Below are 14093 nucleotides of genomic sequence, written 5' to 3' on the forward strand. Positions count from 1 at the left end.
TTTTGCCCGGGCATGACGACTGAGTATGTGGCTCGGCTTTCATCTTACTCACTTCGCCGCCCGCACCTCGACCGTGCCGGTCCCGGTGCGGCCGTAGCGCGAGGGATTGTACATGTCCTCGACATAGGCCTGCGGCAGCACGTATTTGCCGGGCGAGACCACACGCACGACATAGGCCACCGTGAAGACCGCCTTGGAATCGGAGGCCCGGTCGACGGCCGCCGTGAAGCGGTCGTCGCGGAACTCGGTATCCTCGGGCTCTTCGCCATCCTCGATCCAGCCCAGCGTGCCACTGTCACCCGACGACACCAATTTTGGATTGTCGATCTCCAGACCGGCCGGCAGATAGTCGGACACCATGATGTGACCGTACTCGGGCTTGGCCTCGGTGATCTTGAGCACCACGGCGAAGCGGTCGTTCTGCTTGACCTTGCTGATATCGGCGGGCTTGCCGTCGAGCGTGAAGAAACTGCGCTCGATCTTGAAGCCGTTCGATGCCGCGGGCTCCGGCGTCACCGGCGAACCCGACACCGAGACCACCGCCTGCACTGGGGCGTCTCCGGTGTTGGTGATCTTCAGCGGCTTGCCCTCCAGTGTCGCGGCCTTGTAGCTGCGGTACAGCGCGGTCTTGACCGGCTGGCCGTCCACCTCCATCGACAGGTTCTCCTTGGCGAGCGCGCGTGCCGCCAGCACCAGCCACGCATTCTCCTGCGTGGAGGTGTAGGGCGTCAGCCCGCGCGCGGTCTCGACCCGCGAGACCGCCTGCGTCAGCGTTGCCTTCGGCGCATTGCCTTCACTGGCAAGCGACACCAGCGCTGCGGCATCGCGGAGCTGCGAGCCGTAGTCGGTGCGTCCGAACTCCAGCACAGGTTTTGGCGCGAGACTGTCGAGCGCGGCGCCATAGACTCGCTCCGCGCGATTGCGGTCACCGACCAGCGCGAGCGCCGCGGCGAGCTGCGATTTCGCGATGGGAGTTGCGAGGTTGCTCAGCTTGGTGTCGGCGAGATAGCGGAGGTCACCGATCGGCGCCGCGCCGTTGCGCGCCAGCACATAGAGACCGTAGGCGAGATCGCGGCCGCCGTCCTTCTCCGGCTCGTTGCCGTTGACGACGGAGTTGCGGATACGATCCAGCGCGGTCTTGAACAGTACGTCCGGCACCACAAAGCCCTTTTCGCGGGCGCGGGTCAGGAAGTCCGTCACATACGCGTCGAGCCAGGCGTCGTCACCGCCTGCCGACCACAGCCCAAACGAGCCGTTCGAGCCCTGGCGCGCCAAGAGCCGCTCGATGGCGTCGCGGATGCGCTGGTCGACCTCGGTGTCCATGGCCAGATGCGCGCCGGCCGCGAGCTCGTTGACATAGAGCAACGGCATCGCGCGGCTGGTGATCTGCTCCGAACAGCCATAGGGATAGCGGTCGAGCGCTTTAAGGATCGTCGCCGCATCGAGCGCAGCCGACAGGCTGGCCGAGACCGAGACGCTGCCGGTACCCGGCACGAGATCGGCGAACATATCCGAGGTCAACGTCAGGCTCTCGCCCTTCGCCAGCGTCCGGATCGAGCGCCGCGCCAGGACTTGCGTCGCCGCCTTGACGTCGAGCGCATAGTGGCGCGCCAGCGCCAGGCCATTCGGCCCCTTGATGTCGACGTCGAGCGTCGCCTGCCCCGCCGCCGTCGCGTCGATGGCGAGCGTGAACGAATTCCGCTGCTTGGCGCCGAGCTTGACCGTGGTTGCGGGATTGCCGGTCATTTTCACCGGGCCGCCGGTCTTCACGTTGATGACGTAATCGCCGGCCTGCCCTTCGACATTGTCGATCTCGAGATTGACCGTGCCGTGGTCGCCGTTGAGCAGGAAGCGCGGCAGGGTCGTGGTCAGCACCACGGGATCGCGGATCACCACGTCGATGTTGGCGCGACCGAGCTTGGTCGCGGTCCACGCCACCGCCATCACGCGCGCGGTACCGGCGAACTCCGGAATGTCGAAGCTCACTTCCGCCGTGCCGTCGGCGGCGACGGTGACGATGCCCGAATAGAGCGCGAGCGGCTTTTGCGCGGGCGGCGAGCCCTGGAGCTCGGCGGCACCGGCGTCGCCGCCGGACTTGATCTGCCCGCGCGTGCCCGACATGCCGTCGATGAGTTGCCCATAGAGGTCGCGGATCTCCGCGCTCAGGCGGCGCTGGCCGAGATAGTAGTCGTCCGGCGCCGGCGGTTTGTAATTGGTGAGGTTGAGGATGCCGACATCGACCGCGGCGATCACGATCTTGGCGTCCTCGCCCGGATTGAGCCCGTCCAGCTTGACCGGGATCTTCAACATCGCATTCGGCCGGATCAGTGCCGGCGGCGCCAGCTTCACCTGCAATGTGCGGGTCTGCTTGTCGATGCCGAACCATTTCAGCCCGATCGCCCGGCCCGGCATGCGTTGCGCGGCCGCATCGAGCGGACGGCGCAGCGTCGCCACCACATAGGCGCCGGTGCCCCAGTCCTTGCCGACCGGGAGCTTCACCTGCGCGGTGCCTTCCTTGACGTCGATGGTCTGCGTCGTCAGCAGGCGATCGCCGAGCACGTTGACGGTCAGCTTGCCGGCGCTGCGGACGTTGACCGACACGGTCATCGTGTCGCCCGAGGCGTATTGCGGCTTGTCGATCGAGGTCTCCAGGAGGTCCGGCGTGTCGGCGCTGCCGTCGGAATACCAGCCGACGTCGAACTGCACCGAGGTCACGGGGCCGTCGGCGTCGTTCGACTTCACGTCCAACCGGTAGCGGCCGGGCTTTGGGGTCAGCGAAATTCGCGACGGCTTGTCCGCGGCGACGGTCACGTCGCCGTCAGAGACGCGCGAGGTCGATTTGACCGGCTCGTACTCCCAGTAATTGCTCTGGCGATACCATTGGTAGCGCGACTCCATCTTCAGGAGCTCGTAGCGCAGGCCGTCGCGGCGAAGCCTCTCACCCTCGGGCGAGACGAACACGACATCGAACTCGGCCTTGTCGCCCTCGGCGACGTTCTTGTCGCCGAAGAGCGGCTTGATGCCGATCATGGCGGCAGCAGGCGCGACCGGCAGCACGATCCTGCGTTCGACGGCGCGGCCGCCGGTCTCGACCATGCGGACGAAGATCTGCGCCTCCTGCGGCCGCGTCGAGGCCGGCTGCTTGTCGAGCGTGACCGGGAAGGTCGCAACGCCGTTGGCGCCAGCTTCCGGCAGGTTCTCCAGCGGCGTGCGCTCGTTCGAGGAGGTCTCCTCGTCGGCGACGCCGAACTGGTAACCGGCGAAGCCCGGCCGCTCGGACGCGGGCGCGACCAGCATGTCGCCTTCGAGCGCCAGCCCGGAGGCCGGCGCGCCATAGAGGAAATGACCGTCCGCCTTAAGCTCCACTGGAGCGTTAGCTTTGATCAGCTTGTCCTTGGCAGACAAGTCGAATTCGATCCGGTCAGGGACGTAGTCCTCGACCATGAAAGTGGTCTCGCCGACCGAAGACCCCTTCGGATCGGTGAAGGCGCGCACCCGCCAGGTCCCGGTTGGGACAGCCGGGTTGAGCGGCAGGGACAAGGTGCGCCCGCCGGCGCCCTGGTCGGCCAGCACGGCGCGACGGTATTCGACGCCGTCGGGGCGCTCGATCACCAGGGTCATCGGCCCGCCGGTGACGGCATTGCCCTGCCCGTCGCGCAAGAGCGCGGTGAGATAGACGGTCTCGCTGGAGCGGTAGACGCCGCGCTCGGCATAGACGAAGGCATCGGCGCCCGCAGGCACCACGCGACCCGCAACGCCACGGTCGGACAGGTCGAAGGCGGAGGATTTGAGGCTGAGGAAGGCATAGTCGGCCTTCTCGCCGGTCACGGTGAGCATCGCCGGCGACAGGCCGCCCTCGCCGCGCGCAAGCCCCGCCTCGAACCACAAATGGCCGCTGTCATCGGTCTTGCGGGTGGCCAATATCTCGTTGTTGCGCGCGACCAGCCGCACCTCGGCTTTGCCGACCGGATCGGTCGAGGCCAGCGAATTCACGAAGACATGGATGCCGTCATTGCCGGAATAGGCCGTGACGCCGAGATCGGAGACGATGAACCATTGGGTGGCGAGCTGGTAGTCGTCGTCCGAGCCCGGCCCCTTGGCCGCGGCCGTCATCACATAGACGCCGGGCTGGAGCTCGCCCAGCGCCTGGTCGACCGGGAACGCGGTGGTGACGTCCTGGTTCAGCGTCATCGCGGTCGCGAGTTCGCCGGTCCAGACTTTCACGCCGCGCTCGCCACCGAGATCGCTGAGCTGGTATTTCGACAGCGTCTTCTGGAAATCGCTGTCGACCACCGTGTTGATCAAATTGCGGTCGCCGATCCGGAACACGTTGATGTTGACGGCTGGCGTGTTGACGCTGACGACGGGAATGCCGCGCTGGCCGGTCCTCGGCAGCACATAGGCGCGACTGGTGAAGCGCACGAAGGGCTTGCGGTCGCGCACATAGACGTTGAACTCGGCCGATTTCGGCAGTCCCTCCTTCACGGTGGACGGCAGGCCGGCGCGCAAATTGATGTTGTAACGCTCGCCATGCTTCAGCCCGTCGACGCAGAGCTGCTTGCCCTCGGCCGCCAGCGCGGGTTTGTCCTGCCCCGCCAACGCGAGGTACGGCGCGAAATCGGTGCGTTTTGCCAGCTCCTCCGAGAACTGGAAGCAGGCGCGCGGACTGGCGGAGTCCGAGTCCACGGTGTAGTCGAGCAGCCGGAAACCGTGCTCGTCGCGCATCTTCTCATACTGGCCGCGGACATCGGCGACCTCGCGCATCTCGAGGGAGAGTCGCAGCGCATCCAGCGCCGGCCGCCACAACTTGCGTTCGGACAGGGACTTGCCGAGCACCGCGAGCGCATCGGTCTCCTCGCCCGCATTACCGGCGCGCTGGTAAGCGATGTAGGCGGCAGTGGAGGCTCGCTCCAGCAGGAACGTCTGCTCGCTCGAGCTCTTCGGCGATATCTGGAAGATGACCTTTGCCAGGCGCAGCCAGTTGCCTGCGTCCTCCGGCGTGGTCGCCGCGATCTGGCCGAGTACCGAGAGGCCGGTGCGATAGTCGTTGCGCCGGAAGGCAGCATCGGCGTCGGTGCGCAAGCTCGCGGCGGACTTGGCGACCGGCCCCGCTTCGCCCTTGATCTGCGCCTCCAGCTTGATCGCGGAATCGGCGAGGTCGTCCCGTTTGAAGGCTTTGTCGGCGGCCTGCGCTACGCTAAGGCCGAACGCCAGCGTGGCGCAGAGTGTGACGGCGCGAACAAGACCGATCATGGATGGACTCCCGGAAATCGCGGACGAACGCCGCTTGTCGCATGAAATGCGTGGAAAGGTGACGGACTCAAGGCGATGGAACCAAAGCTGCAAACCGTCGCATTCGCCATGACAAGGCACGCCCAGAGGAGACCGATCAAGCTACCGCCGCGCACGCCGTCCTGATGGCGCAGCAATACCCGACCAGTCGTCCGGCGGCCGTGTCCCGGAAGCTGGCCAGCGTTCCCGGCGATGTGATCCATCGTCCAGTCCGCTGCCGCTCAACCCGGCACCCTGACACCCCACCGTTCCGCTTTGTCGCGGCTTCGAGGAAAACGGTTCGGTTCAGGCTTGGCGAAAGACGATATTTTTCATAATGGCATGGTAGATGAACAGCCGGCCCCCAACCAGGGCGGCTCAAGACGGTCCCGTAGCTCAACTGGATAGAGCATCAGATTTCTACTCTGAGGGTTGCAGGTTCGATTCCTGCCGGGATCGCCAATCGGCTTTTGCCGTCAATGATTTCAATAAATTATCGTCACTTTTGCCTAACTCCTCGGGTGGGTTAGGCAATCGAATATCGAAACCCCCTTCAAGTTTCGCCATCGCAGCAACGGCAAGCTTCTTGCGCGCGGCCTCACGGCAATAGCGCTCGATTTCACGGATATCCGTATGGCCGGTGATGCTCATAATTTCGAGCGCTGTGCATCCTGTCTCGGCTAGACGACGACACGCCGCCTTTCGAACTCCATGCGGGCTGGAGCGAGGTGGAAGGTCTGCAGCTGCCGCCGCTTCGCTAATCCAACTTGAAAACGCCTTCTCGCTGCGCGCGTTTCCGTACATGGTTTCAATGAAGGCCGGGCCGTCCTTTGGGCAATCGGCGATGTAGCCCGCCAAGTCGCGATGCACCGGAATGCACAACTCGACATGCCCTTGGCTTTTTTTGGTGGTGATGACGAAACCTTGCTTAGTGAGATGCTTCCAGCCAAGGCGCACGGCATCGCTGCGACGCAGGCCAGTGTGCAGTAACACCTCAAAGGCAAGCCGTAGCGGTGTGCCGACTTTATGGCGCTTGCGGAATGCGGTGATGTCGGCCTCGGTCCAAGTCCTATGGCCTGTGGTTTTGAGCTTCACGCGCTTGGATACAACAACTGGGTTATCACTGCGCATCCCAGCCGATACTGCGTAATCCATCACGGCCTTCAGACGCTTCCTGAAATTGCTCGCGGCTGACGGCCTGTCGGCCATCTCGTCAATGAGGCTGTTGACGTGCTTGGCCTGAATGCCAGCAATCGGCCCGTCACCGTGCTTGTCGGCGAAACGATTCAGGACGTTGCGATAAATCGTTTGCGTGCTCTCAGCCAGGCCCTTGAATTCGGCGCTGCCGTAGTAGCCGCGCACAGCAGCAGCAATCGTCCCGGGCTTGATACGGCGCACCTCCGGCGTTGGCTCGTCTGCGCTCATAGCAGCGCGATAGGCCGTCCAGAATTCCGGTGTGTAGAGAGGCGCGGGCAAAGCGAGTTGCGGCCTGCCGGGCCTGCGCAAATAGACACGGGGTCGCCCGTGCCTATCGAGATATTCGTTTACGTATTTTGGCTTCCGCTGCCGCATTGCTTATTCCAATAGTCGTCGTTTTCGTTCCCGACTGAAACACCATCGAACAAGCGATCCAAGTCGTTGCGGTCCCATAGCACCACGCCGAGCATCTGCCTCGGCGCTGGAATGTTACCGGCCTTACGCTGGGTATCGAAATAGCTGGGAGAGATCCCGAGGTACCGTGCCGCATCGGCACGGCGTAGGCCGCGCGGTTGCACGCGATAGTTGTCATTGGCGGGAATGGGCAAGAGTGCGCCCTTGGGAAAAATTGCTCTGCTTACCTCGCCGGCCGAATCCGACGCACTCACTAAACTATACACGGTCGCCTCGCGACAAATGCGGCACAAGCCGGCATTGCAGTCGGATTGTAACAGTTCGTTACCGGCACCAGCGAAAAACCTGCCCGCCCCCCGGGCGCCTGGGAAGCCACTCCGCCGGTCCGGCATGACAGTCGCAAGCAGGGGCGACAGTCTAAGGCCGCCCGTCGGGCGACCTTCCACGCTCGGCGATAGTTATTAGACATACACGACGCCGGCCGTCGGAGCTGGCAATCGCGTTGCTGCACAGTGAGGTCGAAAGCAACACTGTAATGGTCGGAGGTGTTACGGCGGCGAACCTGCCGCAGGACCTTAAAAATTCGCGTCGATCGTCTTCTTCTGGAGAGGACATCGCGCCACCTATGATTTTGGAGATAATTAAGTGTTAGTCGATCAGGGAGTTAAGCGGTTCAATCACGGAATGTAGCCAAAAATCCCGCCTCAGTCGGCGGACTATTTTACGCGCTGCCGGAATAAATGAAAGAAGCGGTACCAACGTGCGGCTGTTGACACTGGGGTAGGATCTGCTGACCGCCGTAGGAACCTAGCATCACTGCCCGGCTTGCTGTCTCGCTAGCTTTCTCCTTTGGGCTAGCGGAGCGGCCCCGGCAGCAATCCCCCTTGTCCAGAGCCGGGGTCGTCCCTGGGCCGCGCACTGAGATCGCCTTACTGCATGAGAACCAACACTAGGCAGGCGACCATGATCGCCAGCCAGACCAGCGAAAGCCGGTAGTACAGGGTGTGCCGGTCCATGCGTTCATTGAATGTTCGGCGTGGACCAATTCCCTTGAGATAAATCAAGGATTGGCACCGAACGATTGAGCCAGCGACCCAGCCGTAAATTTCCCAGGTGGACCGGCGAGGAACGAACGCGCGGAGGAAGGCTTGGAAGTCTTGCTGGCTCGCTCGACCGGAAGCCAGCGGAGCGACCCCGGCCCATCCTTCCAGCCCCCATGAGCCGGGGCCGCCTCTAAGCCGCTACCGGGGGCCGCTGCGACAAAGCGAGGACAGCAGCCATGCTTCTTTGCACTTACAGCATAAGTAATCTGACCGAGTTCGAATCCGATCTCGCCCCAATCATCTTGGATCGGGATGAGGCGCAAGAGTTTGCGTCCGTCCTGGCGCAAGAGATCCTCGCGGAAATGCCCGAGCTAATTTGTAAGGGAATGTGCATCGTTGTTTACGACGAGGATGGCAATGCCATTGCGCATGCTCCGCTGGGCGCATGGCAATAGCGAGTTCGATTAACGGCGCGAACCGGCGATCGATCACCCTTCGGCGAGATGCGCGAGATGGGCTTACGGCACGTTCTGGTCCACTGCCATTGCGGTTATAATGTTGCTCTTAGCGCCGATCGCTGGCCAGACGATGTTCGCTTGTCTGACATCGAGCCGCGGTTTGTGTGCGCCGCATGCGGCAACCGAGGGGCTCAGGTCAGGCCGGATTTCAGCAGCGGCAAGCCTCCGCAATTTGCGACCTCGAACGGACGTTAGGAACCAACGCGCTGAGGGAGGCTTGCAAGTCTTGCTGGCTCGCGCCCAACGGAGCCGGCGGAGCGGCCCCGGCCCACCTTCCAGCCCCCATGAAGCCGGGGCCGTCTCTAAGCCGCCCAGTGAGGCGGACTTACTTTGCGGCCACAGGTTCAGCCGCCTCGCGCTTCGCCAGAGCCTCAGCGGTCACAGCCTGCTTTAGCCACTCGTCAGCGAAAAGAAGCCACTACGCCTTGGAGCACGGGTTTTGCGCTATGCCCGCTTGCTTGCGGCATTCCTCAGACTCTAGCCGGAACTTAGCAGCATCGTCGAACATGACGCCCAGCCGGAGATCGGTAGGGCTACAATCCCAGCGAGAGCGGGCCTGATCTCCTTAACGCAGGTTAAGTCGGCCGCTTGCCCAATGCACGTGAAAACAATCAGCTCTGTGAGACCGCCCGCAGCGTGGTTCCAGCCCCCACTGCGGCCATCCCGGATAAATGAAATTGCTTGGTACTTAAATCGCGCCGGTGTTCTCACAGTAGAACACCCCGTTCCGAAAATGGACTCCGTACAACTACCGGTGGCGCCTTGTCAGTTTGGAGCGAACATGGCATGGCTCGCCCTCCAGCCCCCAATGCTCCCGGCCTGCCGATCCAATTGCGGATTAGAGCGCCGGAGCCTCGAAAGTGAAGGTCGCAGGAACGGCTAAAGGGCTGCTCCTGCGACCGACGCCGCGACGTTCCGCACGATCGGCACGGCACCGGGGTGCTAGCACAGTGGCCCGTCAACCTGAACCGTGGCTTACAATGAGGCCGCCACATAAGACGGCATGCTCATCGAGTGGGGGCTTACGTTGGGGGGCGGAGGCCGGGGGAGCTTAGCCATTGCTGAATGTGCAAGGCGTTCTCACTCAGGCGCGCGGCTTTTAGCAAAGCTTCCCGCTTGGGCCCCGGAGGTGTTGCCTCTGCCCGGATGCGAGCGGCGCTCGCCATTTGGGTGAGGCGTTCTGTCAGGGATCTGGTGAGCATGGGCATAAATGGCTCCGCATATCTTGGCGGGAGCACCGGGCTCTCAGTCACCGATAGAGACCGTGATGGGCCGGTGATGGATCCACTAGGCGCTTGTTCCACGAGAATAGATACTGAATTCCGCTAGGGCCTTGGGGCATGGCATTCTGCTGCACAATGGCAGGCCGGCCGGCGTGAACCGGCGGGCCCTCGAATCCAATGCACGGAGAGCTGCACTGAAACTTCGCGCGCTTCTGTCCGTAGTATCAGTATCCGGGATTTTGTTGATCCCTCTCGGGGCTGGACTAAACCCATCGCCGCCGGGACATGTGTTTTGAGCCCGGCGGCGCATTTGGTTGGAGTACGCTAAGGGGGGTGTGAGCTTGATGGGTGGCAGGCCACGACTGGCCGCCGATTAACCGTTACTCCGCCGCCTGCAGCACCGCCGCCGACCGTCCGGCGGCTTACATCGGCACGCTGGTCCATCACATAGCTCCTCCGCATGCGCAGAACAAACAAACCCGCCTCGGGGCGCTGCCGCCTTTTCATCCACAAGGCTTGCATATTTTTCCCAAGTTGCGGCATTTTGCGCGCGCAACCTATTGATCTCGCGCGTTGGTTGAGGTTCAGTGCGCCCCTGTTGTTTTTAGGCCGGGGGGCTTTTTACATGCGTAACATAGGCATCGTGGCGCTTTGCGTCGCGCTGGGCAGCTGCGTATCTACTGGCGAGACCGTTTCTTTTCGAGCGTCAAATCCGCAGCAGCAGGCGCTTATGCGAGATGGGCAGCCAGCCCTGGTGTCTCGACAAAAGAACTCACTCGTTCTCGTTAAACCAGCTTCGCGCCAGCTCCAGGCGAACGGGAGACCTGTGTTCATCGTCGGCATCAACAATCTAAGCAAGCAGCCGGTCGACTTCCGCGTCGCGCAAGTAGAGGCTGTCCAGCACGCCGCGGGCTCTGACTTCGAAATGAAAGTCGTGACCTACGAGATGTTGGTGCAAGAGGAGCGAAATCGGCAGGTCGCAGCCGCCCTCCTCACAGGCTTGGCAGCAGGCGCCAATGCCTACAGCGCATCGCACGCGGGACATGGGAGCTACACCACTCCGAGCGGGCGCACTGGCACCTTCTACAGCCCGACCGCTGCAGCAATCGCGCAAAACAACGCAGCAGTGCAGAACGAGACCATGATTGCTGCAACGGTGGAAACTGGGCAGCGCAATATGGCCGTGCTCGAGCAGTCGGTCATCAAAGACAACACGCTAATGCCAGGTGAATGGTACGGAGGTCAACTTCACGTGGCGCCGCCAACCGATCAGGCCGGCGCACAGAAGAGCTACACCATCGTCATCACAGTAGGTACGGAACGACATGTCATCGACGTAGCGCAAGGGCCGCCAGGGGTTTGACCGCATCGCTGGAAACATCGTTTAGAACGGAGGATCAACTAACATGGCCGATGCTCAGGTCACGTGTATCAGCAAGCAGCCTAGAGATAATAATCCCCATGAGGGCATCACTCACCTTGGCGGGTCTAACTGGAAATGGCCTAGATCGGAGGTCATTCGATCCATCGAGTCGGGATCAAACACTTTTTTCGCGATGGTTGATGGCAGGCGGGCTGACATCGGCGTAGTCGATGGCCCCAACGGCAAATACGTTCGAACGCACGCCGACGGCGATTATAACGACAACCTGCTGGCGCTCCGCGAGTGCCCGTAGCACTCAGGATTTCCCGGAACTAGAATCTCAGAAACTTGCGGGGCGACAATGAAGAACGCGATCATAGCCACTATGGGATTACTGGTGGTTTTAGCTCTGACCCAAGATGCGAGTGCACGCGGCGGGTCACACGGAGGTCGCGTTAGCTACGGCGGCGGACATCATACAAGCAGCCACGGGGGCAGCTTCGTTGGGAGCGGCTCTGGCTCATCTCATCGCGGCGGCACTTACGTGAACTCGAAAACCGGCAATCGCTACGGCACCCATCAATAGGAGCAATGCAATATGGCGAAGTCGACCCGTAACAGCGGCAAACCATGGCCCCAGGCGAAGTGAGCCAACTCAGACAGCTCGTGAAAGGCAACACGCCGACGCGAGTGATCGGCCTGAAGTTAGGGCGGACCGAAAACGCGATCTACAACAAAGCTTCCGAAGGAGAGATTTCGTTAGCGCCAACCAACCAGAGTCCCTACGGCACAAAGAAGTAGGATCTAAGCGCTATCCCCCTATCGTGACGTGCTTACCGACTACAAGGTCTCTCTGAGGTAGTGTGATCGGCCAATAACCCATACGGTCGTCCGAACAGTCGAGCAGCCAAATGTCACGAGACGATTTTCTTCGGCCCACTATCGAAAGACTGGCAAAGCGCGTCGGAATGCGCTGTTCAAATCCTGATTGTCGTGCTCCGACCTCTGGGCCGGGCTCTGACGGGTCCGGCGTAACAAACACGGGGGTCGCCGCTCATATTTGCGCAGCATCTCCTGGAGGGGCACGGTTCAACGATGCCATGACGTCAGAACAACGAGCGGACATCGCGAACGGCATATGGCTTTGTCAAAACCACGCGAAGCTAATAGACGATGATGAAATTGCGTTTCCCACCAGCCTCCTTCGAGAGTGGAAGGATACCGCAGAGCGGATGGCTTATCTTGAAGCCCGGGGCTTTGCGGTCAATAGGGCTCACCCGTTCAAGGACTTGGAAAAGAAGGCTCCAGAGCTAATCGCAAAGATGCGAGAGAACCTTCAGAAGGAGCCGTTAGTTCGCGAGTTCGTGCTTCTTCCGAACAACAGGGTTTCTTACGGCGCAAGCTATCCGCAGTTTATCTATTTTGAAGATTCAATTCCTTACATTTCATCGATCATGACGATCATGATTCATGTAGGCGCGATATATGATGCTCGGTACAACAGGGTACCTCGCTACAAATTCACCGAGGCTTTTGTCAGCTTCCTGATCGGGGAGGGATAGCGTCAAGAACTGTGAACCCGGCAGCCTGGGCCACCCTCAATGCGATCAGAGAGCATGATATTAATCGACACAGCGAGCGTTTCGTTCGATGAACGAGACGAACTCGAGTTACTAAATGCAGAACTGAGTTCGCTCGCGGCGCGGCGACGTGAGCAAATCGACCTTCTCGTTGAGCCATATCGACGATCGAAGATCGCTTGGAAAGTCGCGGTGCTAGCAAACGCGGTTGTGTATCGACAGATAGCCTTGGCAGAAGGAGCCGCATCATCTTGGAATAATGCAAACTATTTGAGCGCGATCCTAAATGGAAGAGCCATGGTCGAGACCGCGGCCTTTTATTGGGATTTCTCAAAAAGATTTCGGGAATTGGCATCCATCCCAGATTTTGGAGCAGTCGACGCGCTGGCGATGAATTCTCTTTTCGGGACCAAAGATAAAGAGCTCCTTCGCGATCACCCCGAACATGAGGCCCGGCAGATACTTAGATCTATCGATTTAATCGACCGCACCGTCATCCCACATTTCCGCAGTCACTATGATGCTCTCTCGGAATTCTGCCATCCAAAGTCGTATGGGCACCGCGGGCTCTTTTCTAAGATCGACCACGACACCGGCATTGCCACCTTCGAAGCAAGGGGCAGCGACCGCTTTGTCATCCCAATGAAGTGCGCGTTAGGAACGGCAGCCATCCTGGCGGTGTCCCTCAATGCTGCGGAAGCAATCCTACCTCACTTCGCCGATGCGCATCACGGGGCACATCCCTCACCTGTTGTGGAGGATCCCCGATAACCAATACGCTGAACAAGCTCAATGCTGCGCGCCATCAGCTTGGCACCGCACTTGATCTCTTCATCAAGGATCGCGATCCCGTGGCCGTGCAATGTCTGGCTTGTGGCGGCAGCGAATTGATTGAGGCGATAGCAGCTTCGGAGAACGTTCGCACCTTCTCCACTCACATACTGGAGACCTACCCGCAGCTAGACATGGGAAAAATCCGCCGTCTTCAACGACAATATTGGAACGCCTTCAAACATATGAGCACGAAGGAGGGCCTGCGCAGAGAGGATGACGACCTCTTGGCAGCATTCAACGATACCGTAAACGACGCAGCGCTATTCATCGGGTGGTGGGACTATTTTTCTGTTACGGGTCGCTTGCCGCTCCCTGTGCAGGTATTTCAACTTTGGTGGTTCTCGCTCAATGAGGAGAAGCTAGCGGCTGGTGCTGATCTGGATACCATCCGCAAGCTGTTTCCTGACATGATGTCGCAAACGCGGACAGAACAGAAGCGCAGGTTGCGCCGAGCAGTTGAGAAATATCGTCATGACGAGGCGGTCCTTCAAGATGGCCGTACAGAGAACAATCCGCTTTGCTTCCCGGCTGCCGTCTTCCAGCGAACGTGACGCATCGTTCAGCACCCTGCGATTTTGGCTGGCCTTAGCAGATCAGGAACGTGAGATAATGACGAAGACCAAGTTCGGTGCAATCACGGTTCTGCTGTT

At 60.9% G+C, this 14093-nt stretch carries 10 protein-coding genes and 1 tRNA gene; 8 read left to right on the forward strand and 3 right to left on the reverse strand.

Translation table 11 applies throughout. The features are described 5' to 3' along the window. Positions 1–48 precede the first annotated feature (48 nt). Entirely contained in the window at positions 49–5253 is a 5205-nt protein-coding gene (locus tag ABIC03_RS00065) for an alpha-2-macroglobulin family protein (protein ID WP_354054494.1), read from the reverse strand. Between the two features lie 403 nt (positions 5254–5656). On the opposite strand from ABIC03_RS00065, the gene ABIC03_RS00070 reads away from it, so the two are divergent. Then, positions 5657–5733: transfer RNA gene (locus ABIC03_RS00070), tRNA-Arg, on the forward strand. Here the strand turns inward: ABIC03_RS00070 and ABIC03_RS00075 are convergent. Both ABIC03_RS00075 and ABIC03_RS00080 read right to left on the reverse strand, forming a co-directional pair. Next, positions 5692–6843 carry a tyrosine-type recombinase/integrase gene (locus ABIC03_RS00075; protein WP_354057451.1) on the reverse strand — a complete coding sequence of 384 codons (1152 nt, stop codon included), beginning with the start codon at positions 6841–6843 and terminating at the stop codon, positions 5692–5694. The two genes, ABIC03_RS00070 and ABIC03_RS00075, sit on opposite strands and share 42 nt — an antisense overlap. Next, positions 6816–7148, reverse strand: coding sequence for a helix-turn-helix transcriptional regulator (locus ABIC03_RS00080; RefSeq protein WP_354054496.1), 333 nt, complete (start codon positions 7146–7148; stop codon positions 6816–6818). Before ABIC03_RS00080 ends, ABIC03_RS00075 begins: the two co-directional genes overlap by 28 nt. A 1013-nt stretch (positions 7149–8161) precedes the next feature. Here ABIC03_RS00080 and ABIC03_RS00085 point away from each other — a divergent pair. The 7 genes from ABIC03_RS00085 to ABIC03_RS00120 all read left to right on the forward strand — a co-directional run bounded on the left by ABIC03_RS00085 (position 8162) and on the right by ABIC03_RS00120 (position 13994). Further along, positions 8162–8380: a DUF6894 family protein gene (locus ABIC03_RS00085; RefSeq protein ID WP_354054498.1), complete on the forward strand. Its 219-nt coding sequence runs from the start codon at positions 8162–8164 to the stop codon at positions 8378–8380. 1634 nt (positions 8381–10014) lie between these two features. Next, complete coding sequence (locus ABIC03_RS00095; protein ID WP_354054500.1) at positions 10015–10230, forward strand: hypothetical protein; 216 nt, start codon at positions 10015–10017, stop codon at positions 10228–10230. Between the two features lie 61 nt (positions 10231–10291). Then, a complete protein-coding gene (locus ABIC03_RS00100) occupies positions 10292–11029 on the forward strand; it encodes a hypothetical protein (RefSeq protein WP_354054502.1) in 738 nt (245 codons plus the stop codon). A gap of 43 nt (positions 11030–11072) precedes the next feature. After that, complete coding sequence (locus ABIC03_RS00105) at positions 11073–11342, forward strand: DUF3892 domain-containing protein (RefSeq protein ID WP_354054504.1); 270 nt, start codon at positions 11073–11075, stop codon at positions 11340–11342. 787 nt (positions 11343–12129) lie between these two features. Further along, entirely contained in the window at positions 12130–12591 is a 462-nt protein-coding gene (locus ABIC03_RS00110; RefSeq protein ID WP_354054507.1) for a hypothetical protein, read from the forward strand. A 54-nt stretch (positions 12592–12645) separates the two neighbouring features. After that, on the forward strand, positions 12646–13380 hold the full coding sequence (locus ABIC03_RS00115) for a hypothetical protein (RefSeq protein WP_354054509.1): 735 nt from the start codon (positions 12646–12648) through the stop codon (positions 13378–13380). Between the two features lie 80 nt (positions 13381–13460). Next, the gene (locus ABIC03_RS00120) at positions 13461–13994 is read left to right on the forward strand and encodes a hypothetical protein (protein ID WP_354054511.1); all 534 of its coding nucleotides are present in this window, start codon (positions 13461–13463) and stop codon (positions 13992–13994) included. Positions 13995–14093 lie beyond the last annotated feature (99 nt).

The organism is Bradyrhizobium sp. RT6a (genome assembly GCF_040547675.1).
In the GTDB taxonomy this organism is placed as follows: domain Bacteria; phylum Pseudomonadota; class Alphaproteobacteria; order Rhizobiales; family Xanthobacteraceae; genus Bradyrhizobium.